Annotated in this window: 22 protein-coding genes; 21 read left to right on the top strand and 1 reads right to left on the bottom strand. The window is 44.0% G+C overall.

The window, feature by feature from the left end; all coding sequences use genetic code 11:
• Positions 1-3 precede the first annotated feature (3 nt).
• Together DOD25_RS03475 and pyrE are read left to right on the top strand one after the other, a co-directional pair.
• Positions 4-1,005: a dihydroorotate dehydrogenase gene (locus tag DOD25_RS03475; RefSeq protein ID WP_004119039.1), complete on the top strand. Its 1,002-nt coding sequence runs from the start codon at positions 4-6 to the stop codon at positions 1,003-1,005.
• A gap of 62 nt (positions 1,006-1,067) precedes the next feature.
• On the top strand, positions 1,068-1,760 hold the full coding sequence (gene pyrE / locus DOD25_RS03470; RefSeq protein ID WP_064340338.1) for an orotate phosphoribosyltransferase: 693 nt from the start codon (positions 1,068-1,070) through the stop codon (positions 1,758-1,760).
• Here pyrE and DOD25_RS03465 read toward each other — a convergent pair.
• Positions 1,736-2,125, bottom strand: coding sequence for a YccF domain-containing protein (locus tag DOD25_RS03465; RefSeq protein ID WP_004106402.1), 390 nt, complete (start codon positions 2,123-2,125; stop codon positions 1,736-1,738). The genes pyrE and DOD25_RS03465 overlap by 25 nt on opposite strands.
• Before the next feature lie 117 nt (positions 2,126-2,242).
• On the opposite strand from DOD25_RS03465, the gene DOD25_RS03460 reads away from it, so the two are divergent.
• From DOD25_RS03460 to DOD25_RS03365, 19 genes are all read left to right on the top strand, one after another.
• Entirely contained in the window at positions 2,243-3,439 is a 1,197-nt protein-coding gene (locus tag DOD25_RS03460; protein WP_004106400.1) for a zinc-ribbon domain-containing protein, read from the top strand.
• Between the two features lie 92 nt (positions 3,440-3,531).
• The gene (gene efp / locus DOD25_RS03455) at positions 3,532-4,095 is read left to right on the top strand and encodes an elongation factor P (protein WP_004111770.1); all 564 of its coding nucleotides are present in this window, start codon (positions 3,532-3,534) and stop codon (positions 4,093-4,095) included.
• Between the two features lie 167 nt (positions 4,096-4,262).
• Positions 4,263-4,748 carry a transcription antitermination factor NusB gene (gene nusB, locus DOD25_RS03450; RefSeq protein WP_064340544.1) on the top strand — a complete coding sequence of 162 codons (486 nt, stop codon included), beginning with the start codon at positions 4,263-4,265 and terminating at the stop codon, positions 4,746-4,748.
• Between the two features lie 86 nt (positions 4,749-4,834).
• Entirely contained in the window at positions 4,835-6,046 is a 1,212-nt protein-coding gene (gene carA / locus DOD25_RS03445) for a glutamine-hydrolyzing carbamoyl-phosphate synthase small subunit (RefSeq protein ID WP_112928691.1), read from the top strand.
• A gap of 51 nt (positions 6,047-6,097) precedes the next feature.
• On the top strand, positions 6,098-9,493 hold the full coding sequence (gene carB / locus DOD25_RS03440; protein ID WP_004119051.1) for a carbamoyl-phosphate synthase large subunit: 3,396 nt from the start codon (positions 6,098-6,100) through the stop codon (positions 9,491-9,493).
• Positions 9,494-9,496: 3 nt separating this feature from the next.
• Positions 9,497-10,408 (top strand): orotidine-5'-phosphate decarboxylase, encoded by a 912-nt coding sequence (pyrF, locus tag DOD25_RS03435; protein WP_004106386.1) that lies wholly within the window; start codon positions 9,497-9,499, stop codon positions 10,406-10,408.
• Between the two features lie 15 nt (positions 10,409-10,423).
• Positions 10,424-11,032 (top strand): guanylate kinase, encoded by a 609-nt coding sequence (gene gmk, locus DOD25_RS03430; protein WP_004106385.1) that lies wholly within the window; start codon positions 10,424-10,426, stop codon positions 11,030-11,032.
• 82 nt (positions 11,033-11,114) lie between these two features.
• On the top strand, positions 11,115-11,399 hold the full coding sequence (rpoZ, locus tag DOD25_RS03425; RefSeq protein WP_004106383.1) for a DNA-directed RNA polymerase subunit omega: 285 nt from the start codon (positions 11,115-11,117) through the stop codon (positions 11,397-11,399).
• Positions 11,400-11,538: 139 nt separating this feature from the next.
• On the top strand, positions 11,539-12,756 hold the full coding sequence (gene metK / locus DOD25_RS03420) for a methionine adenosyltransferase (protein WP_004106381.1): 1,218 nt from the start codon (positions 11,539-11,541) through the stop codon (positions 12,754-12,756).
• A 72-nt stretch (positions 12,757-12,828) separates the two neighbouring features.
• A complete protein-coding gene (locus DOD25_RS03415) occupies positions 12,829-15,267 on the top strand; it encodes a primosomal protein N' (RefSeq protein WP_112928690.1) in 2,439 nt (812 codons plus the stop codon).
• A gap of 22 nt (positions 15,268-15,289) precedes the next feature.
• Entirely contained in the window at positions 15,290-16,507 is a 1,218-nt protein-coding gene (locus tag DOD25_RS03410) for a shikimate dehydrogenase family protein (protein ID WP_064340542.1), read from the top strand.
• Positions 16,508-16,614: 107 nt separating this feature from the next.
• Positions 16,615-17,463: an RNase adapter RapZ gene (rapZ, locus tag DOD25_RS03405; protein ID WP_100066601.1), complete on the top strand. Its 849-nt coding sequence runs from the start codon at positions 16,615-16,617 to the stop codon at positions 17,461-17,463.
• A 272-nt stretch (positions 17,464-17,735) separates the two neighbouring features.
• Positions 17,736-18,683 carry a DNA-binding protein WhiA gene (gene whiA / locus DOD25_RS03400; RefSeq protein WP_004119060.1) on the top strand — a complete coding sequence of 316 codons (948 nt, stop codon included), beginning with the start codon at positions 17,736-17,738 and terminating at the stop codon, positions 18,681-18,683.
• A gap of 763 nt (positions 18,684-19,446) precedes the next feature.
• The gene (locus DOD25_RS03390) at positions 19,447-20,652 is read left to right on the top strand and encodes a phosphoglycerate kinase (RefSeq protein ID WP_112928687.1); all 1,206 of its coding nucleotides are present in this window, start codon (positions 19,447-19,449) and stop codon (positions 20,650-20,652) included.
• Between the two features lie 163 nt (positions 20,653-20,815).
• Entirely contained in the window at positions 20,816-21,622 is an 807-nt protein-coding gene (gene tpiA / locus DOD25_RS03385) for a triose-phosphate isomerase (RefSeq protein WP_112928685.1), read from the top strand.
• A 61-nt stretch (positions 21,623-21,683) separates the two neighbouring features.
• Positions 21,684-21,932, top strand: coding sequence for a preprotein translocase subunit SecG (gene secG, locus DOD25_RS03380; protein WP_004119067.1), 249 nt, complete (start codon positions 21,684-21,686; stop codon positions 21,930-21,932).
• 142 nt (positions 21,933-22,074) lie between these two features.
• Positions 22,075-22,911, top strand: coding sequence for an HAD family hydrolase (locus DOD25_RS03375; RefSeq protein WP_112928684.1), 837 nt, complete (start codon positions 22,075-22,077; stop codon positions 22,909-22,911).
• A gap of 504 nt (positions 22,912-23,415) precedes the next feature.
• Complete coding sequence (locus DOD25_RS03370) at positions 23,416-24,009, top strand: hypothetical protein (protein ID WP_112928682.1); 594 nt, start codon at positions 23,416-23,418, stop codon at positions 24,007-24,009.
• 37 nt (positions 24,010-24,046) lie between these two features.
• Complete coding sequence (locus DOD25_RS03365) at positions 24,047-24,571, top strand: hypothetical protein (RefSeq protein WP_112928680.1); 525 nt, start codon at positions 24,047-24,049, stop codon at positions 24,569-24,571.
• Positions 24,572-24,806: the final 235 nt, after the last annotated feature.

Raw genomic sequence — 24,806 nt, 5'->3', positions numbered from 1 at the left:
AATATGAGTGCTGTAAATAATGCCGAAAATAATTCTGTAAATAACGCAAATTCCGTAACAAATTCCGCTGAAACTTTTGGTTTTGACACTAGCCACGTTTGGAAGCACCCAACTCAAGTCGCAGGCGTTAAGTGGAAAAACATGGTTGGAACTGCTTCTGGAACTTTCCAGCTTGCAGCTTGCCGACGCTTTTACGACGTAAGCCAACTCGGCGCAATTTGTACAAAAGGTGTTTCTCCTGTTCCGTGGGAAGGAAATCCTTCTCCGCGCACTGCAGAATCTCCTTCTGGAATGGTAAACGCAGTTGGATTGCAAAATCCTGGTGTCGACCATTATTTAGTAGACGAGTTGCCGAAACTAAAATCCATGGGAGCACTTGTTATTACTAATGTTGCAGGTCACAGTGACGACGATTATGCGCAAGTTGTTGAAAAGCTTGCAGATTCTGCGGCCGACATGCTTGAAATTAATGTAAGCTGCCCAAACGTGACTCACGGCGGAATGAGCGTTGGTACTGATCCGGTTGCATTGCACCGCTTAATTAAGCGTCTTCGCGCAATGACAAGCAAGCCAATGATTGTAAAAATGACGCCAAATGTGACGGATATCGTTTCGATTTGCAAAGCTGCAGTTGATGCTGGAGCGGATGCTTTAAGCATGATTAACACGCTAGTTGGTTTGCGAATTGATATTCGAACAGGCGAGCCTATTATTGCGAATCGCACGGGCGGTGTTTCCGGCCCTGCAATCTTCCCAATTGGGCTTGGGTTTGTGTGGCGAGTGCGTCAAGCTATGCCAGATATTCCAATTATTGGCATTGGCGGCATTGATTCTGGCGAAAAAGCTTTGGAATACTTGTATGCTGGCGCGAATGCTGTAGAAGTTGGTGCTGCTGCTTTGGTGGATCCTACTGCTCCTATTCGCATTGCTCGCGAGCTTGACGATTTGCTTGATTCTCGTCCAAAGCTTGCGTCTTTACTCGCTGAAGGCAAAACTTGGCGCTGAAATTAAGTATTTAAAAAGTATTTAGAAAGTATTTAAAATTATTTTAAGAAAGAGAGCTAATTATGGCAGAATTAGACGAACGTTTTACAAAGTTTTTGCTTGATTCAGGTGCGCTTAAATTTGGTGACTTTACGCTGAAATCTGGTCGTCAATCACCTTATTTTATTAACGCTGGTGCTTTTGACGACGGCATGAAAATCGCAAATCTAGGCGCATACTACGCTGAGCGCGTTGTTGCAGCAATCGAAGATGGCAAACTTCCGCAAGATATCGACACTGTTTTCGGCCCTGCTTATAAGGGTATTCCGCTGGCAGTTTCTACGGCAATGGCTTTGACGAATAATCATAATATGCCTGTTGGTTTTACTTTCGATCGCAAAGAGCGAAAGGATCATGGCGACGGCGGAATTATGGTTGGAAAACCGTTAAAAGACGGCATGAAAGTTCTGTTAGTTGACGACGTGATGACTGCTGGAACTGCAGTTCGCGAAACTTTGCCAAAGCTTAAAGCGGAAGCAAATGTGCAAGTTGTTGGCTTGATTTTGGCAGTAGACAGAATGGAACGCACGAAAGACAGTAAGCTTTCTGCAGTAAAAGCAGTAGAGCAGGAGTTTGGATTCCCAGTTTTGCCAATTGCAAATGTGCGCGAAATTTTCGCTGCAGCAAAGCGTTTAGTTAATGCTGACGGTAAGCCAGTTATGGATGAGGAATTAGCTTCGCGCGCTGCAGATTACTTGCGTACGTATGGTGCGTAATTATCCTCTACAATTTCGGAACCAAACGGCCACAACGCAAGTTTTGCCATTTTGAAAGATTGTATGCCAAATGGAATGCCAACAATTGTGCAGCAGCAAATGAATCCTGAAACGATATAGCCTAATGCAAGCATTGGTCCAATGAAAAATACAATCCATAGTATGTTCCAAATTGTGCTAGTGCCGCCTTGGTAAATAACGTGTTTTCCAAATGGCGTGAGCGTGAGCTTTGCCATTTTGAATGCTTGAATACCGAATGGTATGCCAATAACGGTTATGCAAAGGAGGAAACTTATAAATAACCAGCTTGCAGCAATGAAAAGACCGCCGAATATCAGCCACACAATATTGCCAAGAAGTTTCATAAAAGTAGTATATAAGTTTTTTAAGTTTTAATGAAGTATGATTTTTGATAAGTGATTTATTGTAAGCGGGTTGTAAAATAATGCGTTGCAATAGATGCATTTGTTTAAAGGAAGAATATGTTCTGCACGCAATGTGGTAATAAAAATGATGATAATAGCAAGTTTTGCAATACTTGCGGAGCGCTTTTAGAAGTTACGTCAACAGTCGAGCCGTCAATCCAAAGTCAACAATACGAATTGCCTACTAACGAAGCGCCTACTACTGTATTTCCTGCGCAGGAAGCTTTATCGGATAATCTAAACGTTTTAGGTTCTCCTATTATGGGTTCTTCGAGTGAACAGCCTTCTATGAATAATTCACCTTACGTACAAGGCGAAGCTCCGGCTAATTATTCTCATTCAGAGGATGATAAGCGCAAGAAGAAAGTAATTATTACTTTAATAACCGCTATTATTGCTTGTGTTTTGGTTATAGGTGCTGGTGCATGGTGGTATGTAAATAGTGCGCGAACAGCTCAATCAAATAATAAAACTGAATTACAATCATCAAAATCAAAGAATAATAAATCTAAGCAGCATGTTCTAACTAATGATGATTTAGATTCAGACGATGAAGATAGTGATACTAGCAGCGATAAGGATAACGCTATTGGCGCGAGTGAAAAGCTCAATACCAAAAAAATCAATAAATTAGTAAGCAATTTTGCTTCAAATAATAGCGTATCTGTAGCGATTTCTGGCAAGAAGGGCATATTGTATGAGTCTTCTAATTCTCGTAAAACATTCCCTGCTGTAGGTTTTTATTTCCCTGTTGTTCTTTATACTAAGGATAATCCACAGCATGATTATGAAGATAAGTGTGAAGATGTTATTAAGGCAATGAGTAATGACTCCGCTAATGAGCTTTTAGATGATCAAGGTGGCATAGACGGATTAGATCAATGGCTGTCAGATAATGGCTATGCAAATACATCTTTTACTCGCAAATATGGTGATGTTGATGCATCGAACGATGGTCACGAAAATCTTACTTCTTCTCATGATGCTGCGATGATGCTTTCAAAAGCTATGCAAAATTCGACTATTGCCAATGCGACGGGTTACGATATTTCTGCTGATGGCGTGAACGTTCCAGACGGCATAGAGGTTATGGCTCATCGTGGTCAAGGAATTAAGAATGTTTATAACTATTTCTTGATTCTTAAGAAGGGCAAGAATAGGATCGGAGTGTCTGTTTTAACAAAAAGTGCAGATAAAGATGACGTTGCTGAATTTGTTTCAAAACTGTTGAATTTGTTGAAAAATAATCTCTAAATATATTAAGTTGACGCTTTGTGGCATAATAAGCAAGGTTTATTTCTTAGCTGCTTAATTTGCAGCCTATTAGCGAAAGAAACGGGTAACTCGTGGCACAGACTACCAATGATATTAAGAATGGATCGGTTTTGAACCTTGATGGTCAGCTTTGGACCGTCGTTAAGTTCCAGCACGTGAAGCCAGGCAAGGGTCCTGCTTTTGTGCGTACCACCATTAAGAACGTGCTCTCGGGCAAGATTGTCGACAAGACTTTTAATGCCGGCATGAAGATGGAGTTCGAGACCGTTGATAACCGCACGTTGCAATATTCATACGAAGATGGCGACAACTTCGTCTTTATGGATATGACCACTTACGACCAGGTTTATATTCCTAAGGTTTTGGTTGGCGAGCAAAGCAAGTATTTGCTTGAAGGCACCGACTGCATCGTAAGCTTCCATGATGGCACTCCTTTGAGCGTTGAGCTTCCAGCTTCCGTGATTTTGACTATTACTCACACTGAGCCAGGCTTGCAAGGCAATCGTTCTAACGCTGGTACTAAGCCTGCAACTGTGGAAACCGGTGCTGAAATCCAGGTTCCACTCTTCGTGGGTGAAGGCGAAAAGGTGAAGGTCGACACTCGTGACGGCTCTTACCTTGGTCGTGAAAACTAAAGAATTAATTATCTAATTAAAATAATTAGTTATCTAATTAAATTAGCTATTTATTTCTCAATAATTTTTATAGAGTGGCCCGGTGGCGATTATTCGTTGCTGGGTCGCGTAATTTTTGATACAACTTTATTAAGTAATTTTTATACGTTACACAGAAGGGCGTTACGATGGCACGTTCTACCGCTCGTAAAAGGGCTTTGAATACGCTGTATGAGGCGGATGAGAAGAATCAGCATATTCTTTCTTTGCTTGAGGAGCGAGTTAAGGAGCCTGGCGCTCAAACTCCGCTCCCAGAGTACGCTATTGAGATTGTTCGAGGCGTAGGAGAGCGACGTAACAGAATTGACAAGACGCTAAACCGCTATTCGACTGGCTGGAAAGTTGGCAGAATGGCTGTTATCGATCGCAATATTTTGCGCATTGCAGTTTGGGAAATGCTTCTTAACGATGAGATTCCAGATAAAGTTGCTATTGACGAGGCGATTGCGCTCGCAAAAATGTATAGCGACGACGAAGCTATTGCGTTTATTCACGGCTTACTAAGCGCGATTATGGCAGATAAAGACGCTTGCTTGGCAAAGTTTAATGGCGAATCTTCTCCTGAAGACGCTGCTACGGAAGAGTCTACGGAAGAAGCTGCTGCTGCCGAGTAAGAAGCAATAACTATCGCCGGCGCGTCGCCCGTCCGCCAACCTGAGTAGACTTACCACGAATATCCTAAAGCCATAAGGGGGTTAAGGTGGATTACAGCGACACCTTTGCCGGATTCGGCAGTGATGATGCAGTATTGGTGTTGGAGGATGGTCAGGTTTACGTTGGTAAGCCTTTTGGTGCGCAAGGTTCTACGCGCGCTGAGATTGTGTTCTCCACGGGCATGACTGGTTATCAAGAAACATTAACTGATCCAAGTTATGATCAACAAATCGTAGTTCAAACATTCCCACACATAGGTAATACGGGAATGAATCACGAAGATCCAGAATCTGCCCACATTTGGGTTGCTGGTTACGTAGTTAAGAAGCCAAGCCCAGTAGTTAGCAATTGGCGAGCTGAAGGTTCCTTGGAAGACGATTTACAAAAGCAAGGTATCGTTGGCATTAGTGGTATTGATACTCGAAAGCTGGTACGTCATTTACGCTCGGTAGGCGTTATGCGTGCCGGCATTTTTTCTAATAAGGCCCTGGTTGATCCGTCAACCGGGGCTTTTCGCACCGTCGCTTCTTTCGTTGACGAAATTAAGCAAACTCCTCAAATGCAGGGCTTGCGTTTAACGGATGAAGTCAGTACTAAAGAAACGTACACGATTGAGCCTTGCGGTGATTTTGAAGGAAAAGATCCACTTTACACTGTTGTAGCAGTCGACTTTGGTATTAAATCTATGACTCCTCACCGTTTGGCTGAGCGCGGCTGCCGCGTGCACGTTGTAAGCTCCTCAATAAGCTTCGAATCGCTGCAAGCGCTTAACGCAGACGGCGTATTCTTCTCGAATGGTCCTGGAGACCCTAGCCAAGCAAATCGCGAAGTTGAGCTTTTGCGCAAAGTTTTGGATGCAGGTTACCCGTTCTTTGGTATCTGCTTTGGAAACCAGTTACTTGGTCGCGCGCTCGGCTTTGGAACTTACAAGTTGAAGTTTGGTCACCGCGGTATTAATCAGCCTGTAAAAGACGTTACAACCGGAAAAGTGGAAGTTACGGCTCACAATCACGGCTTTGCTGTGGACGCACCTCTTGACGGTCCTGTGCAATCTCCTTACGAAAACGGACACTTTGGTCGCGTGCTAGTTTCGCATATTGACTTGAACGACAACGTTGTAGAAGGCTTGCAATGCCTTGATATTCCAGCGTTCTCGGTGCAATATCATCCGGAAGCTGCAGCAGGACCGCACGACGCTTCCTATCTATTTGACCGTTTTGTGCAATTGATGCGCGAAAACGCTCGAAAAAGCAAGTAATACTCGAAAAAGCAAGTAAGATTTTAAGATTTACGGAAAGAGAAGTTTACTATGCCAAAACGTACTGATATTAAGTCGGTTATGGTAATTGGTTCCGGTCCGATTGTTATTGGTCAGGCTGCAGAATTTGATTATTCCGGAACGCAGGCTTGCCGAGTTCTTCGCGAAGAAGGTATTCGCGTAATTTTGGTTAATTCCAACCCGGCTACGATTATGACAGATCCGGAGCTTGCGGACGCAACATATATTGAGCCAATTGACACTTCGATTTTGGAGCGAATTATTGCGAAGGAGCGTCCGGATGCGCTTCTTCCAACGCTTGGTGGTCAAACTGCGCTTAATGCTGCAATGGATTTGGGTCGTGCAGGAATCCTAGAAAAATATAACGTTGAGCTTATTGGTGCTTCTTTGGAAGCAATCGACCGCGGAGAAGACCGAGAGCTTTTCAAAAAAGTCGTTGAAAAAGCCGGAGCTGAGTCAGCAAAATCCTTTATTGCTCACTCAATCGAAGAAGTAGACAAAATTGTTGAAACTTTAGGATACCCGGTAGTAGTACGTCCAAGCTTCACAATGGGCGGCTTGGGCTCTGGTATTGCTCATAACGAAGAAGAGCTTCACCGCATTGCAGGAGCTGGCATTCACTATTCTCCAACAAACGAAGTGCTTATTGAAGAAGGCATTGAAGGCTGGAAAGAGTTTGAGCTTGAACTTATGCGCGACGCAAAAGATAACGTCGTAGTTGTTTGCCCAATCGAAAACGTCGATCCTGTAGGCGTGCACACTGGCGACTCGATTACAGTTGCTCCTTGCTTTACGCTTACAGACCGCGAGTATCAGAAGATGCGCGATATCGGTATTGCTATTATTCGAGGCGTTGGCGTCGATACCGGCGGTTGCAATATTCAGTTTGCAATCAACCCTCAAACTGGTCGCATTATCGTCATCGAAATGAACCCGCGCGTGTCCCGTTCTTCCGCGCTCGCATCTAAAGCAACCGGCTTCCCAATCGCAAAAATCGCAACGAAACTTGCTCTTGGCTACACTTTGGACGAAATTCAAAACGATATTACGCGTTCAACTCCTGCAAGCTTCGAGCCAACAATCGACTACGTTGTAACAAAGATTCCGCGCTTTGCTTTTGAAAAATTCCCAGGAGCAGACACCACGCTTACAACTTCCATGAAGTCAGTTGGCGAAGCAATGGCTTTGGCTGGAAACTTCCAGGAATCCCTTGGAAAAGCAATGCGCTCAATCGACAAGCGTCACTCATGCTTTAGCTGGGATGGCGAGCGCCCAAGCAAGGAAGAAGTTAATAAGCTTCTTGAAGAAATGCATACTCCAACCGAGCATCGCTACTTGCAAATTCAGCGCGCGCTTTGGGGTGGTGCAACGCCGGAGCAGATTTTTGCAGCAACAAAAATCGACCCTTGGTTTGTAGAGCAGCTGGCTCAAATTAACGAGACTGCGCTCGCAGTTCGTGAAGCTGAAACCTTAACTCCTAAAGTTTTGAAGCGCGCTAAGCTCGCTGGTCTTTCGGACGTTCAAATTGCGCATTTGCGTAATCTTGGCGACGAAGGCGAAAACATGGTTCGTGAGCTTCGTTGGGCTTACGGTTTGCGCCCTGTTTACAAGACTGTTGACACTTGCGCAGCTGAGTTCGACGCAGCAACTCCGTACTACTATTCTTGCTACGCTGACGAAAGCGAGTTGAAGAAGCGCGATCGCGAAGCTGTGATTATCCTTGGCTCTGGTCCAAACAGAATCGGCCAGGGTATTGAGTTTGATTACACTTGTGTTCACGCTGTTCAGGAATTGGGCAAGGATTACGACACCATTATGGTCAATTGCAATCCTGAAACAGTTTCTACAGATTACGACATGTCTGATCGCCTTTACTTTGAGCCTCTTACTTTCGAAGATGTGCTTGAAATTTACGAAGCAGAAAAGAAGCTTGGACCTGTTAAGGGCGTGATTGTGCAGCTTGGTGGTCAAACGCCACTTTCGCTTGCCGCTCGTCTTAAGGCTGCAGGAGTTCCAATTTTGGGAACGACTCCTGAGGCTATTGATTTGGCTGAAAACCGTGAGCTTTTCGGCGAAGTTCTTCGTCAAGAAGGCATGAACGCTCCTCGATACGGCACAGCGTTAAGTCTTGAGGAAGCAAAAGATGCAGCTCACGCAATTGGCTACCCAGTTCTTGTGCGCCCAAGCTACGTGCTCGGCGGTCGTGGCATGGAAATTGTATACGACGACGCTCAACTTGCAAAGTATGTTGATCGCGCATTGGATGAGGCTCGAGCAGACACGGTTGTTTCTGGCCGCTTGCCTTCGCCGCTTTTGATCGATAAGTTCCTTCAGGACGCTATTGAAATCGATGTTGACGCGCTTTACGACGGTAACGAGCTTTATATTGGCGGCATTATGGAGCATGTTGAGGAAGCTGGTGTGCACTCTGGTGACGCTGCTTGTACTCTTCCTCCAAGCACGCTTTCGGACGATCAAATTCGACGCCTTCGCGAGGGTACGCTTTCGATTGCTCGCGGCTGCTCAGTTCGCGGTCTTATCAACGTACAGTACGCTTTTATGGCAAACACTTTGTATGTAATTGAAGCAAATCCTCGAGCGTCTCGTACTGTTCCGTTTGCTTCTAAAGCTACTGGCGTTGCTCTTGCTAAAGCTGCTGCTCGAATTATGGCTGGTGAAACCATTGCACAGCAGCGCAAGCGTGGACTTCTTCTCCCGCAAGGCGATGGCGGAGATATTCACCCAGGTCAGCAGGTTGCTATTAAAGCTTCTGTGCTGCCGTTCAAGCGTTTCCGCACTCCTGTTGGTCGCACGGTTGATATTTTGCTTGGACCAGAAATGCGCTCTACTGGCGAAGTTATGGGTTTTGATCGCGACTTCCCTCACGCTTTTGCTAAGAGCCAGCTTGCAGCATACAAGGGCGGTTTGCCTACCAGCGGAAACGTTTTTGTGTCCGTAAGTGATGCAGATAAGCGACAACTTCCACTTCTTGCAGTGCGATTAGTGGAGCTTGGTTTTACGATTTGGGCTACTGAAGGTACAGCTTCTGTGCTTCGTCGTTATGGCATTGATTCTGTGATTGTCGATAAGCTTTCTAGTCAGGGCGACACGGCGAAGGATATGCCAAATAGTGAGAAAGCGAACGAAAGAATCGGTAAGAATGTTGTAGAGCTTATCGAAAATGGTAAGATTGACATGGTATTAAATACGCCGAATTCAAGGGGATCACGCACTGATGGTTATGCCATTCGTGCGGCAGCTGTAGCAGCTGATCTTCCACAATTCACTACTATTACCGAATTTGCACCAGTATTAATGGCTATTGAAGCTGTTAAGAACAACGATTATCAGGTGATGAGTATACAAGAACATGCTCAGCAGCTGTTTGCAATTGAACAGGCAGAAAGTCAAGAAAGTCGGGCTTAATACATGACCGAGAGCATTCGTGATCAAGAAGTGCAGGCGCAACGATCCGATTTTGGTTTGCGTTTGAAGAACGCTATGGCAAAATATGGACCATTGTGTGTTGGAATCGATCCTCATCGCAAAATGCTGCTTAATTGGGGATACAACATGGATGCTCTTGGAGCTGAACTTTTTTCTATGCGAATGCTGCAAGCTATGAATGGTAGGGCAGCGGCAGTTAAATTCCAATCCAGCATGTTTGAGCGCTACGGTTCTAAGGGTTTCGCAGCACTTGAGCGTGTGCTGTATGCCGCTCGTCAAATGGATATTATTACTATCGTTGACTGCGGTCATGGAGGATTGTCTACTACTATTTCTGCGCTTGCAGACGCATATTTTAAGCCTGGAGCTCCGCTTCTTGCTGATGCTATTACTTTGCTTCCCTATTATGGCGCACGTTCTATGGGCGGCTTAATTAACGAAGCTCTTAATAACGGTCGCGGTGTTTTTATTGCGTCTCTAACTTCTAATCGCGAAGGCGCAAGTTTGCAAACTGCTATTAGGCAGAGCGGAACTTACCGCGGAACTACTGTAGCTCACGGAATTGCTCAAACAGCTCAAAGTTTTAACAATAAAACTAAAGGAATGGGTTCTGTTGGTTTAATTGTTGGAGCTACTATTGGCGACTGGATGAACGGTGGTGGAATTGACGTAACCAGTTTTACTGGTCCAATTCTTTCTCCTGGTTACGGGTGGCAAGGTGCAGAAGCTGACGATTTAAAGCGTGTTTTTGCTGGTACACATGGTAATGTATTGGTAACTGTTTCGCGTTCGATTGCGTCGCATGGTCCAAATATTGGTGAACTTTCGGCTGCAACTGAACGCATAGCATTGGATATTCGTCAGGCTCTTGTTGATTCAGGCGAATGTGTGTAAACGAGGGGTAAGCAAATGGGTGCCACGGATGAGGCTGCAGTTTCGCAGTCTAGACGTCGATTAATCGTATTAACGGGTCCTACTGCGGCTGGTAAAGGCACAGTAGAAGGCATACTTCGTGAGAAGCATCCTCATATTTGGCTATCTGTTTCTGCTACCACTCGTGCGCCTAGACCTGGTGAATTTAATGGTATTCACTATTGGTTCTTAGATGAAGAAGAATTTGAGCGTCGTAAGCGTAATGGCGAATTCTTGGAAACCGCGCTAGTTCATGGCATGGCTCATTATGGTACCCTTCTTCAGCCTGTTTTGGATCATCTTACGCAAGATATTCCTACTTTGCTGGAAATAGATTTGCAAGGAGCTAGGCGCGTAAAACAAGAGGCTGCTCGTCTTGGATTAGAAGTTGTGTACGTGTTCATTGCGCCTCCGAGCTTTGAAGAGCTTAAGCGTCGTCTTATTGGTCGTGGTACTGAAACTCCTGAGCAGCAAGCAAAACGTTTGGAAACTGCTAAAGTTGAGATTGCTGCAGCTAAAGAGTTCGATGTTGTTATTGTGAATGATAATGCTGAGCGTGCTGCAGATGAACTGTGGAATGTTATTGCAAGCGAATACGACTTATAGTTAAAACTTACGCAATATCCAATCGGTAGCATATAATAAGCCTTTTGGAACTATTGTAGCACCATAGAATTTGGAGAATATTATGGCATTAGGCACTCAGCCAACACCTACTGGTCTTGCGAATCCACCGATTGATGATTTAATGCAACATGCGGATTCCCAGTATGCGCTTGCCTTATTTGCTGCAAAACGAGCACGTCAAATTAATGCTTATTTTACTCAGCTTAATGAAGGTTTGCTTCAAAATGTTGGCCCACTAGTTGAGTATCAAAATCAAGAAAAGCCTTTAGCTATTGCTTTCCGCGAAATTAATGCTGGATTGCTTGAAGAGACTCTTGGTGAGGACGACTTAAGCGAAGGTAATTAATAAGCCTTGCTAATAAACGTCTTTATGGGTATTCGCAGTCGCGTATCATCCGTGCTCAATAAAGCGGATGCACGGCTGCGTTTTTCGCTTTATTTAGCCTATATTTAGCCTTTATCGACTATGAACTTAAGGGGGAAATGTGGAAGAACGTAAATTAATTTCTGCAGAATCTGTAACTGAAGGTCATCCTGACAAGTTATGCGATCAAATTGCTGACGCTATATTGGACGATATGCTTCGTCAGGATTCTCATGCGCATGTTGCTGTAGAGGTTTGTGCTTCCGTTGGTCAGTTCGTGGTTTTTGGTGAAGTGCGTGGTGAAGTTTATAGCGATATTCCGGGAATTGTACGTCAAGTTGTTCGTAATGTTGGCTACACGAGCTCCACAATTGGTCTTGATGCTGATTCTTGTGGTGTTATGGTTTCTTTAACTGAGCAAAGTGCGGAAATCAATCAAGGTGTTGCTAGGTTGGATGCTTCTTGTGAGAGTGCATCTTCTCGTGAGGAGCGCTACGCTGCTCAAGGTGCAGGCGATCAAGGTGTTATGTTTGGTTACGCTAGCGACGAAACAGATACTTTAATGCCTTTGCCGATTTATCTTGCTCATCGTTTAGCTCAAAAGCTTGCTAAAGTTCGTAAAGATGGCACTGTTGCGCATTTGCGTCCGGATGGGAAAACTCAAGTAACGATTGAGTACGATTCCAAAGGCACGCCTAAACGTTTGGATACTGTGCTTATTTCTACTCAGCATGATCCAGAAGTTTCTAGAGACTGGTTACAAGATCAGCTTGTTGAGCATGTTGTTAAGCCTGTGTTGGACGAAGTTCTTGCTCAAAAAGTTGCGCACGATTCGTACCGTATGCTTGTAAACCCTACTGGTTCTTTTGTTTTGGGAGGCCCTGCTGCTGATTCGGGCTTAACTGGTCGAAAAATTATTGTTGACACTTATGGTGGTGCTGCTCATCATGGTGGTGGAGCTTTTTCCGGTAAGGATCCTAGTAAAGTTGACCGTTCTGCAGCTTATGCAGCTCGCTGGGTTGCAAAAAATATTGTGGCAGCTGGTTTAGCTCATAAGGCAGAAGTTCAAGTTGCTTATGCTATTGGTATTGCTGATCCTGTAAGCGTAAACGTAGAAACTTTCGGAACTGAAGCTGACGGTATTACGCGCGCAGATATTGCGCGTGCTGTGCGCGAAGTATTTGATTTGCGTCCGGCTGCGATTATTGACGAGCTTAACTTGCTTCAGCCAATTTATGCTCCAACTGCAGCTTATGGTCATTTTGGTCGTATGGATGTCAAATTCCCTTGGGAAGAAACGAATCGTATTGAGCAATTGAAAGATGCGCTAAAAAAGTAGTTTTATTGATAAATTTTGCTGTAAAATAACAGTAATTATGTGATGTAATTCAAGTAAAACTAAGGGTTATTTATGGCAGAGCAACCTTCGCTAGACGGCTTAGCGCGTAAAACAAGACGTAAGCGCAATGCTGTTTCTCTAGTGCCTGCTAATGAATGCCCTATTGCGCATGTGATGCTTGATGTTCAAGCTTCACATTTAGGTCGTACTTTTGATTACTTGATATCGCAAGATCAAGATGAATCTGCTCAGCCTGGGGCGTTTGTACGCGTTCGTTTTGGAGCACAAAAGCTCACTGGAGTTATTTGGTCTCGTTCTTCGCATGCAGATACCCCTCATGCTGCTTTAAGATTTTTAGAACGAGTGTTTCCTTCAGATGTTTTGCTTTCTAAATCTTTGCGAGACGATATTGACGCCATAGCTAAAGCTTATGGTGGAACTAGCTCAAATATTTTGCGTCTTGCTGTGCCTCAACGCGTAGCTCGTGTTGAGCATGAGGAAGTTTTTGACAACATACGCTTGCAACGCAGAAAACAGTGGCGTGAAAATCTTAAGAAGCGTTTGCAAAACGATAACAATACAAACCCAGGTTACGCTACAACTTCTCGCATGATTTATGATTACGAAAATGCAAATATTTTATACAATGCATTAATCAAAAAATCTATTGACGCAAGTTTTAGTGAAAATAAAGCAGAAAATCAATTAGTCAAGCAAGCAGAAAATAATTCTTCTCAATCTTTTATTGTAGACGCTTTACCAGGTTCTTGCCGGCTTGCACAAGATTTAGCGTGGATGATTGTCACTGCTTTAAGCGCGTGTAAGCAGGCTGTTGTAGTTTTGCCGACGCTAAGAGAAGTCAATGATGTAATGCGCGCGCTAATGGTTTATGGCTTAAAGCCATATAAGCGCGTCAGTGAGAATCATCATGGTTTTTCCGCTGGAAGTTTTGATGGTGATGTCGCTCGACTTTGTGCTGCGGATCCTCCAGCTGACAGATATAGAGCTTGGCGTGCAATCGCGTCCGGAATAGTTCCTTGCGTTCTTGGCACTAGAGCTGCAATGTATGCTCCAGTTGAGGGAGATGCTTTATTTGCGATTGTTGAAGATTGCGCGTACCAATATGCTGATGGCATGATGCCGTATGCTCAAGCGCGTGGCGTTATGCGACTTCGTGCAAAAAGGCATGGCGGCGTATTTGTGTCAATGTCATATTCCAGAAGCGCGCTTAGTCAAAGTGAAGTAGACTGCTATATGTCGAATGCGCAAGATGCGCAAACTACTCAATCTGCGCAAAGTGTGCAAGGTGTGCAAGGTGAGCAAGCTGTTCAAATTGCTGAAATTGCTGAAACTGCTGAAACAATAAGCGGATCTAGTATCCCTGTAAGCGCGAGTAAACTTGCTCGCGAAAAGTTAGTTCCTTGGGTTCGTTGGCTTAATCGTGAAGCTTTACTAAAATTAGCTGACCCAAGCATTGGCGCTCGCATACCGCATAGCGCAGTAAGAGCTATTAACGATGCTCTTTCGGATGGTAAGCCTGTGCTGCTTTCTATTGCGCAAGATGGCGTGACGCAATCGGCTATATGTTCTTCGTGCAAACGTCAAGCGCGTTGTAGACGATGCACCGGGCCTCTTGATGTTGCAAATAGTCAGCAGACAGCACGTTGCTCATGGTGTGGTGCTAGTGCAATAAATTGGTCTTGTTCTAATTGTGGCAGTAGCAATATGCGAGTTATACGAGTTGGCGCTGTTGGCGTTGCAGAAGAATTATCTAAACTATTTCGTAACGTGCCTATTATTATTTCGTCACAACACCAACCGAACGGAATTATCCAGTGCATTGATGAAAAACCTGTAATTGTTGTTGCAACTCCTGGATGTGAGCCTCGCGTACAAACGCAAGACGCAAATTGTAATGGAGAATACGGTGTTGTAGCAATACTTGATACGTGGGTAAGTTTGTACGCTTCAGGGCTTGATTCGCGAATAGATACGCTTAATTCGTGGATGAAAGCTTCTGCTTTATGCGCTCCTAGAGCGCGTGGAGGAAGTGTACTTCTTATTGGTGAAACGTATCCTGTTCTTGCGCGCGCGCTTACATTGTGGGATACGACTCAACTTTCTTGCAATGAGCTTTCAGAAAGAGCTCAAGCAATATTGCCGCCTTGCGTAACTGCAGCATGCGTATGGGGTGCTCGTGATGCGGTTATGCGTGCGCTTGAAAATATTGGTGCAATGCAAGAAAATCTTGGGTGCGAAAGTAGTCAAGATGCTGATTTTTCAGCAATTTCTCCATTATTAGGAATTGTTCCAATGCATCCGCCTGTTACAGACAAATACCAGCATTTTGACGATATTTACGACCGTGTAAAAGCTGTAGTAAGAGTTCCGCTTTATTTAAGACAAGAATTAGTGAACCGATTGCACAAGGAAGTAGCTCGTCACGTAGCAACACGTGCTGCAGGAGAGTTGCGTTTTTGTGTTGATCCAAAAGATTTATTAGCGTACTAACTTACTAATAGGGGAGAGAAAAATGGTAAAAATATATCATTGCGCAGTTTTGGGAGATCCTATTTTGCATTCGCTGTCGCCTGTGCTTCACAACACGGCTTATAAGGCTTTGGGGCTTACGAATTGGCAATATAGTAAGGAAAAAGTAAGCGAAACGGATCTTCACGATTTTATTACGCATCTTGATGATTCTTGGAAAGGCTTAAGCCTTACTATGCCGCTTAAAAAAACCGTAATGAAACTCGGTACACCTTGCGACTACTGGTCGCGCACACTTAACGTGGCAAATACTGCAGTTTTTACTAGCAACCCAGCAGTCGCTTCGCAATCGCAAATAAAGCTATACAACACTGACGTAAGTGGCATATTAATAACATTTATGCAAGCATTACATGAGCGCATATGCGAAGTAAAAAAGGCTGTTATTATTGGCAGTGGCAACACTGCATCCTCTGCACTGGCAGCTTTAATTGAAATTGCGCAAGTGGCAAAGCTTGAGCAAGTGCAAGTTGTTGCTAGAACTGAAGATGACGGTAGTGTAAAAGGCGTTGAACGTTTTAATAATCTTATACAAAAGTATTGCGCTGATTTTCCAAATAAAATAAGCATAGGTCAAAATAATAAAAGCGAAGAAAATGACGCTATGTATGAGCCTGTGCAAGGTATTGAGTTCCCAACAATAAGCGAAGAAGTATTTTCAAAATTTGCAGACTATAGCGCAGAAAAATTGAGCGCAGAAAAATTGTCAGAATGTGATAAATCTCTCATTTTGAGATCTTTAAATTCACTAGAAGCTGTTCGTGCAATCGCAGAAGCAGACATAGTAGTAAGCACAGTTCCAGCGCATGTAGCAGATCCAATTGCGCTTGCGTTGAAAGCATACTGTCAAGATAGTGCGCATAATCAAACGAAATTAGGAACATTGCTTGACGTAGTTTACGATCCTCGCCCAAGCATGCTACTTAGTGTATGGCAACAATATGGTTGCGCTATTGGCGGAGAAGAAATGCTTTTGCAACAAGCTTTAGCACAAGTAAGTCTTATGACGATTGACTACAGGCAATCTAAAGAAAATTTTGAGGATTGTGCTGAGACTGGCGCTGAGGATTGTGCTGAGACTGGCGCTGAGGATTGTGCTGAGACTGGTTCTGAGCTTGGTTATAAACCTAGTGCTGACAAGGCTAGATATTACGATGACTTAAGTAGTCTCATGCGAAAAGCCTTACAGGAGGCATTATGAGCGATAATACGCAACATACTACGCAAAGTGATACGCAAAGTGATGTGCAACATACTACGCAACGTTCCGCGTCGACTGGCGTGCAACTAGCTGACGGATTTGAAGTTATGCTAATTACCGGCATGAGCGGAGCTGGGCGATCGCACGCTGCTAACGCGTTGGAAGATATGGGATGGTATGTTATCGATAATCTTCCGCCAAAACTGCTCATACCGCTAGTAGATATGATGACTTCATCCGGTTCTAAAGTGCATAAGCTTGCTGCTGTTATTGACGTGCGTTCTAGAGGATATTTCGACGACCTGTTTGCAGTTCTTGCGCATATTGATGACCTTGGTGTAAAAACGCGAATTCTGTTTCTAGATGCTTCAGATGCTGTGCTTATTAAGCGTTATGAGTCTGTGCGCAGACCGCATCCTTTGCAGCGCGGCGGCAGACTTATTGACGGTATTCTAGAAGAGCGAGAGCTGCTCAGTCATTTGAAAGATTGCGCAAATATTATTATCGATACTTCTGCACTTAGTATTCACCAACTTTCTACAAAGCTTTACGAAGGATTGCTTGGAAAAGGCTCTTCTACGGTTTCTGTGCATATTTTCAGTTTTGGATTTAAATACGGCATGCCAATGGACGCTGATTTTGTTGCCGATATGCGATTTTTGCCGAATCCTTTCTGGGTTCCTGAATTAAGGGAGCTTACAGGTAAGGATCAAGCTGTGCAAGATTACGTTTTATCGAATCCTGCGGCAATTGCATTCTTAGATTCTTATGAAAATGCGCTTCTTACAGCTATCGACGGATTCGCTAAAGAAGACAAGCATTACGTGACTATTGCTGTAGGATGTACTGGTGGTCAGCATCGTTCTGTTGCCGTAAGTATTGAGCTTGCTAGACGTTTGAGATTGCACGGTTTGCAAGTTACAGTATCTGCAAGAGAGTTGCAGAGAAGATCGTAGTAAGTGAAGAAGTAAAGTAGTGAAGAAGTAAAGTAGCGAAATGCGATTATGAAACTAATCAATTAAAATTAATTAAAAAATTAAATAAAATTGCGTAAATTATATAAAATATAAAAATCTTGTACTAAAAGCATGTAAAGCATGTGCAAAAACCGGTAAAATGTCCAACGTATTCTGTATCACAGAAAGCCGGGCATGTCGTGTGCCACAGCATCATGCAAGTACCCAACAGCACTCATATTTTAAGAAGAACAAAAGTAGGAGGTTGTCCCTTGGCTCTTCTTGACGACGTCAAAAATGAACTCGTTTCAAACAACAATGAGCTCCCGACTGTCATTATGGCTCAAGCTGCAGCAATGATGCGCTTTGCTGGCGGCTTAAGGCCAGTAAATAATCAGGCTGTTATTCGCGCTCAGTTAGATTCTCAGCGTGCAGCTCAGTGGCTTGTTGAGGTATTGAAAACTCATTTCCAGAGGGAAGCAACAATTGCTCAAGTTTCTCGTCAAACTCCTACGGGCACTGTAGTTCGCTATGACGTGGTAGTTGAGCGTGGTGCTGCAGCATTGGCTTTGCAATCTGGTCTTCTTGATCGACGTATGAGAATTGTTGCGGGTCTTGCACCTGAGATTGTTGGTGGAAGTATCGCCCAAATCAAAGCAGCTTGGCGTGGTGCTTTCTTGGCTCACGGTGCTATTTCGGATCCTGGCAAAGCTAGTTATTTGGAAGTTGTTTGCCCAACTCATGAGGCTGCAAATGCTTTGCAAACTATGGCAGCGCGACTTGGCATTAGCGCCAAGGCTCGTCAGGTTCGTAGTTCTGAGCGAGTGACGTTGCGCGATTCTGACGCAATTGAGCGAATGTTGATTTTGATTGGTGCTCCTCGTTCTGCTCGCGAATGGACCGGTAAGCGTTCGGACGGTGAAGCTCGCGGAAAAGCAAACCGTTTGGCTAATTTTGACGATGCGAATATGCGTCGTAGCGCTAAGGCTGCTGCTGAGGCATGCGAAAAGGTTCGTCACGCATTCGATATTTTGGGCGACGATATTCCGGATAATTTGTTAATGGCTGGAAAGCTTCGTCTTGAGCATAGCGACGCAAGTTTGGAAGAGCTTGGTCACTTGGCTGATCCTCCTATTACAAAGGATGCGATTGCAGGGCGAATTCGTAGACTTTTGCAGCTTTCGGCGAAAGTTGAGAAGTCGCGTATGCAGCAGCTTTAATGCTGGTTTTGCGTGGTTTGTGTGCGTAACTGTTTTGGTTGCGATGTTCTTGAGTATCGTCTATGAGTTTTGATTAATGTTTTCTATAGTCGGTCTGATGAGCCTCGAAAGTTTTCAGCATCGCAAGTCCCGTCCTTCGTCGCTTTAACTGTTAAAGGCTTTACTGTATCTTTGTTCTTAAAAGAATGTTGCTTCCTCAGTCCTCTTTTATTGCTCTGCCCGAAAACTTTTGAGGCTCTAACACACATTCCACTAACACAAAACTCATAGACTCGTGCAGAAAGTTGCGCAACTGCGTGGTTTACTAAGTGGAACTAGAGTCGCGCAATTAAGCTGCGGAGGGGTGTGTAGGTAGGAGTGCCTGGTGTAGTGTGTGCAGCAGCAATAACGCTAGTGTTCGCCAAGCAATAAATACTCAACGTCTGCAGAGCATTAATGTCAAAGTTCACTAAGCAACATATAGTCGACGTTTGCAAAGCATTACTGCAAAGCTTCATAAGCAACGTTTGCAAAGCATTACTGCAAAGCTTCATAAGCAACGTTTGCAAAGCATTACTGCAAAGCTTCAGACGCAACGTTAGCATAGTACTGGTGCAAAGCTGCGTTGTTCATAGGGATTGTTGAAGATGTGCGGTATAATTGCACCCGGCAATGTGTTGATGTTTGAGGCTGATTTTGCGTTTTGTTGAACGAAGTAAGCCGGCACGGTAAGCCAGTATGTAAGTCAAATATGGTAAGCCAATATGGTTTGGAAAGGATACCAATGAAGACACTGAAAGATTTGGGAGATTTGAGTGGTAAGCGCGTATTGGTTCGCGCTGATTTTAACGTTCCTCTCAAGGGTACGACGATTACTGATGATGGTCGTATTCGTGCTGCTTTACCAACCATTAAGGCTTTGCGTGAGCAGGGTGCTAAGGTGATTTTGATGGCTCACCTTGGTCGTCCAAAGGGTCAGGTTGTTCCAGAGCTTTCCTTGGCTCCAGTTGCGCAGCGTTTAGGTGAATTGCTCGGCACAAATGTTGTTTTGGCTGCAGACACTTACGGCGAAGATGCTCAAGCTAAGGTAGCTGCCATGAATAATGGCGACGTTGTTTTGCTCGAAAACGTGCGTTTCAACGCTGAAGAAACCAGCAAGGATGCTTCCGAGCGCGCAGCCTACGCTAAGAAGATTGCTTCTCTTGGCGAAGTATTTGTTTCCGACGGCTTTGGTGTTGTGCACCGCGCTCAGGGTTCAAATTACGATGTTGCTGCCGATCTTCCATCAGCTGCAGGCTTGCTTGTTGAGAAGGAAGTTAAGGCACTTTCTCGCGCAACTGAAAACCCAGAGCGTCCTTTGACTGTTGTTCTCGGCGGTTCCAAGGTTTCCGACAAGCTCGGCGTTATTGAGAACTTGCTTTCTAAGGCTGATCGTCTTGTTATTGGCGGCGGTATGGTGTTCACATTCCTCAAGGCTTTGGGTCACGAAGTTGGTACTTCTTTGCTTGAAGAGGATCAACTCGAGAAGGTTAAGGGTTACATTGAAACCGCTAAGAAGAACGGCGTTGAGCTTGTACTTCCAACCGATATTGTTGTGAATGCCGGCTTCCCAGCAGGGGATACTCCAGTTGCTCCAGAAGTAGTTCCAGTAGACGCTATTCCTGCAGACAAGATGGGCTTGGATATTGGTCCTGACTCTCAGAAGCTTTTCCACGACAAGATTGTTGACTCCAAGACTGTTGTTTGGAACGGTCCTATGGGTGTGTTCGAGGTTCCAGAGTTTGCAGCTGGTACTCGCGCTGTAGCCCAGGGCTTGGTCGATGCAACTAAGAACGGCACTTTCACCATCGTCGGTGGTGGCGATTCTGCTTCTGCAGTGCGCAACCTTGGATTCCCTGAAGATGGCTTCTCGCACATTTCTACTGGCGGCGGCGCTTCTCTCGAGTTCTTGGAAGGCAAGACTCTTCCAGGTTTGAGCGTGCTTGAGTAAGTAATATTGCTTGAGTAAGTAATATTTACGCGAGCAAGTATAAACTAAATATTTCCGCTTATGCCGACTTTCGATTTTATGAATCCGCTTTGTAAATCGAGGTCGGCATAACACTAATTTGCGCAATACTATTAATCTCAATCGTAAACTTTTAAGGGTGATTATGGTTTCCAAAAGAAAGCCGTTAGTCGCTGGTAATTGGAAAATGAATTTCAACCACCGCGAAGCTACGCATTTTATACAAAAATTTGCGTGGCTACTGCGTGACGCGCATTACGACTATCACGATTGTGAAATTGCACTTATGCCTTCTTTTACTTCAATAAGAAGCGTGCAAGTTCTTGTTGAGTTTGACCATTTGCCAATATTGTACGGAGCTCAAGCTGTTTCTGTTACTGCTCAAGGTGCTTTTACTGGTGATGTTTCTGCAGATATGCTTGCAAGTCTTGGATGCTCAATGGTTATTGTTGGTCATTCTGAAAGACGCAAGTATCATCCTGAAGATGATGCAAATATAGTTGATCAAGTTCGAGCTGTGCTTGCCGCAGGAATGCAGCCAATTCTTTGCATTGGTGAAAGTCTTAAAGAACGTCAACAGGGTGTTGCGCTCGATTTTGCTGTAGGGCAAGTGCATGATGTAACGCGCGATTTGGATGCGAAGCAAGCTAAGCGTTTAATTATTGCGTACGAACCAGTTTGGGCAATTGGTACGGGTATGGTTGCCACGGCTAATTCAGCTCAGGAAGCTGCATTGGCTATTCGTGAAGACTTGCGTGTTACGTTCGGTGACGATGTTGCAGATACTGTCCGTATTCTTTACGGCGGATCTGTAACGTCTTCTAATGCTTCAAGTCTTATCGCGGAGCCAGATGTCGATGGATTCTTAATTGGTGGCGCTTCTCTTGATGCGCAAGAACTTGCTAATATTGTGCGACTAACGGCTGCACAAACACGTTTAGAAACTAAATAAGCTTAAGTGGTCAAAGGTTATTATTAGACTTAACCAGGTACTGTAAAACAGGAGGTTGGTTGTGTCCACTGTGAAGATTATTTTGCAGGTGTTGCTTGTGCTCACTAGCATTTTGCTCACATTGTTAATTTTGATGCACAAGGGCAAGGGCGGCGGCCTTTCCGACATGTTCGGCGGCGGTTTAACGAAGAACGCTGGTAGCTCTGGTGTTGCAGAAAAGAACTTAAATCGTTGGACGGTTATTATTGCATTAATTTGGGTTGCTGTGATTGTGGCTTTAAACTTAATGACTAAGTTCTCGCTCATCTGAGTATTCTTTTTGAAAAGCGCATGGTTGTCAGATTGTGCGCTTTTTTGTTTATATGTTTTGTTTGTAAGCTTTGACTGAAAGCTTGCTTCACTGTTTATTTGCCCGTTGTATTCGCCCATTTTATTTATAATAAGTGTTTCCTATGATGCGTTTTTCTCCTTCTTTAGTAATTGCGGATCTTGATGGCACCATGCTTCACGATGCCGATACTTTTGAAGGGCGCTTTTTAAGCAACGAAACTGTGGAAGCAGCTAAGTGTTTGCGCGAAAACGGAATTCCTCTTGCGATTATTACGGCTCGTCCTGTCGGAAGTGCTTTTGATTTTATTCACGATTTAAATGCTCAAGTTTGTGCGTATCTCAATGGTGCGCTCATCGATTTTGATTGTGCTAATAGCACGATTTCGGAGCTTACTTCTCAGCGCGAAATAAGCACGTTATTACGTTTTGGTTTTGATTCTAAGCATGCTTGCGATGTGTGTTTGCGTTTGCTCGATAAAATCCCTACGCTGCGTCTTGGTATTGTTATGAACGACGTTCGTTACACGAATTTTGACGTTCGTATGCTTTGGAGCAAACAGGATTTTGTTATTACCGACTTTTCAAATGTGCCGCGCGGAACTGCAGACAAAATAATTATTGTTCCGCGAGATAGCGAGAAAGAGCAGCTTCAGCGCATTCTTCCGGACGATTTTTCTTTGCATATTAGCGAAGACGTTTTGTGGATGCTTACGAATCCTCTTGCAAATAAGGGGCATGCGCTGAACGTTATTTGCAATCGTTTGGGCGTGAAGCCTAGCCGCACAGTTGTTTTTGGCGACGATGTTATTGACATCGACATGTTCCGTGCCGGTGGTTATGGGGTAGCGGTGGCGAATAGTAATCCGCGTTTGCTTGCGATTGCGGATGAGATTTGCGCTTCCAACAATGACGACGGTGTTGCCAACTGGCTTAATTCAAACCTTTTTACTAGATTGTGAATAACCCACCTTTCGTTACTAGTGCAGTTGGCGCTCGCGCAGCGCTTTGACCGAGCTTGAAATCATTGGGATTTCAAACTCCTTCAAAGCGTGATTTGGCTCAATTGTGAAGCACGGTGTGCTTCACATGCCAAATCAGCCAAACGGCTACCAATAGCCGTGAGGAATAAGCTCGCTTACGAAACTCGCTTAGGTTGGAAGTCCACTGGACTTCCAACCTAAGCGAGTTTCCGCTCCGAGTTGCCTTCGCGCGCTACGCTCTATGCTCTCAGGCAGGTCGTCGCGCTGCGCGCGTTTCTGTTTCTTTAACATTTAAAGTAAGTGCGCTATAGCTGTTACTGCGTTGTTGGAGTATATTTGTAAGTGTCGAGAGAAAATTTTGCTTTTGCTATGTTTTTAAATATTGCGAAATGCTGAAAAATATCGCGAAATATAGCGAATACTGCAAGGTAGCGTTAAGTAGTGCGAAGTTGCGCAAATTAGCGCGAAGTAGTGATAAGGAGTATGAAGGTGAAACGTAAGTGTAGGCTTGTTTCGGGTTGTTTGGTTGTGGCTCTTGGCTGCATGTGTGGTTTGAGTGCGTGCGGTGAGCCTGCTCAAAATAGTGGCACTGCTGTGGGCTCTGTTAACAATGTCACTAATCATTCTAAAAAGGTAACTATTAGAGAGGCAGCTATTGCATGCAATATCCCTGAATGGCAAGTCTCATCTGGATATTTGGAACATACTGCACTTTCTTACCAAGAATACGTAGAAGATCCTGGTTACGTTGATGATAGCACTATACCTGAGTATTCTAGAGAAAATAGTAGTCGTCTTTTGCATTCTTTGACTAAAGTTGTTCCGTGCGTTATCAAAGAATTAAATCCTGATGATCCTAAAGCTTTAGAATTAGCTTCTAAAGTTGAGAGAACATTCAGCAAGTACAATCCTGATAATCTTAATGACTACTTTAAAGAAAATGACCTCTCGTTTATTAATTATGTTGGACGTTCGTATGTAATAACGTCACGCCCTTATAGAGGTATTGAGTTTCATGCTCTCAGTGTTGACGATTTTAATAAGTTAAATTCTAGGATGAATCATCGAACACGATAGTAGTAGTTTTTATTTGTTGCGAAGGAGTTGTTTTAGCATGTTTAAGAGAATAGTTGCGTCTGTTGCAATGGCTGCTGCTGTAATGTGTTTGTGCAGTTGTGGTGTTAACAGTAATAATGTCAGTGCTATAAGTAAAAGCGATGGCGCTGTTGGTTTAGGTGCTACTAATTGTGGCATCACAGAGTCTGCTAAGGAGCCTTTATATAATAGGGAAGATATTTATATAAAGAATAATTTCTCGTCTTTTGATGACTTTGCTAATAAAGCAAGCTGTTTAGCTAATTCTATTGCTCCGAATGATTCTTTTTTGAAAGATGAATTAAAAAAATTGAAAAAAGATTATGAGAATAAGAAGGAAGGTGTAAGTGTTTATTTCCATGGCGACTATGGAGTATTCATGAGATATAACCCTTCCGATAAGTGCGGTGAAATATATAATCCAGGTATGTTTACAAACATTAATTCCCACATCGACTCATCTAAATATTGTCGCGTTATACTCTTGATTAGTAGAGATAGTGTTAACGATATGATTCAATATGGTAGCTCTCGAAAGAATTAATTAAGCGTTACTAGGCTGTAGCGTGGTGCTTATTTTGTTTCTGGCACGAGTGTAGTAACCGTACTGCGCGCGTGTCTGAAAACGGGCAAAATCGGACGCAAATAGCAGTAAATCGGACGCGTTCTACAGAATACGGACGTTTAGGCAAAATTTACGGACGTTTTCTTGTTTTTTGGACGCAAAACAAGTAGAATCGGACGAAAAGGATGTAAAATCGGACGCAAAAAATATTTTT

Origin of the sequence: Gardnerella leopoldii (genome assembly GCF_003293675.1) — a bacterium.
GTDB classification, from domain to species: domain Bacteria; phylum Actinomycetota; class Actinomycetes; order Actinomycetales; family Bifidobacteriaceae; genus Bifidobacterium; species Bifidobacterium leopoldii.
This window is presented reverse-complemented; position numbering and strand designations above follow the sequence as displayed.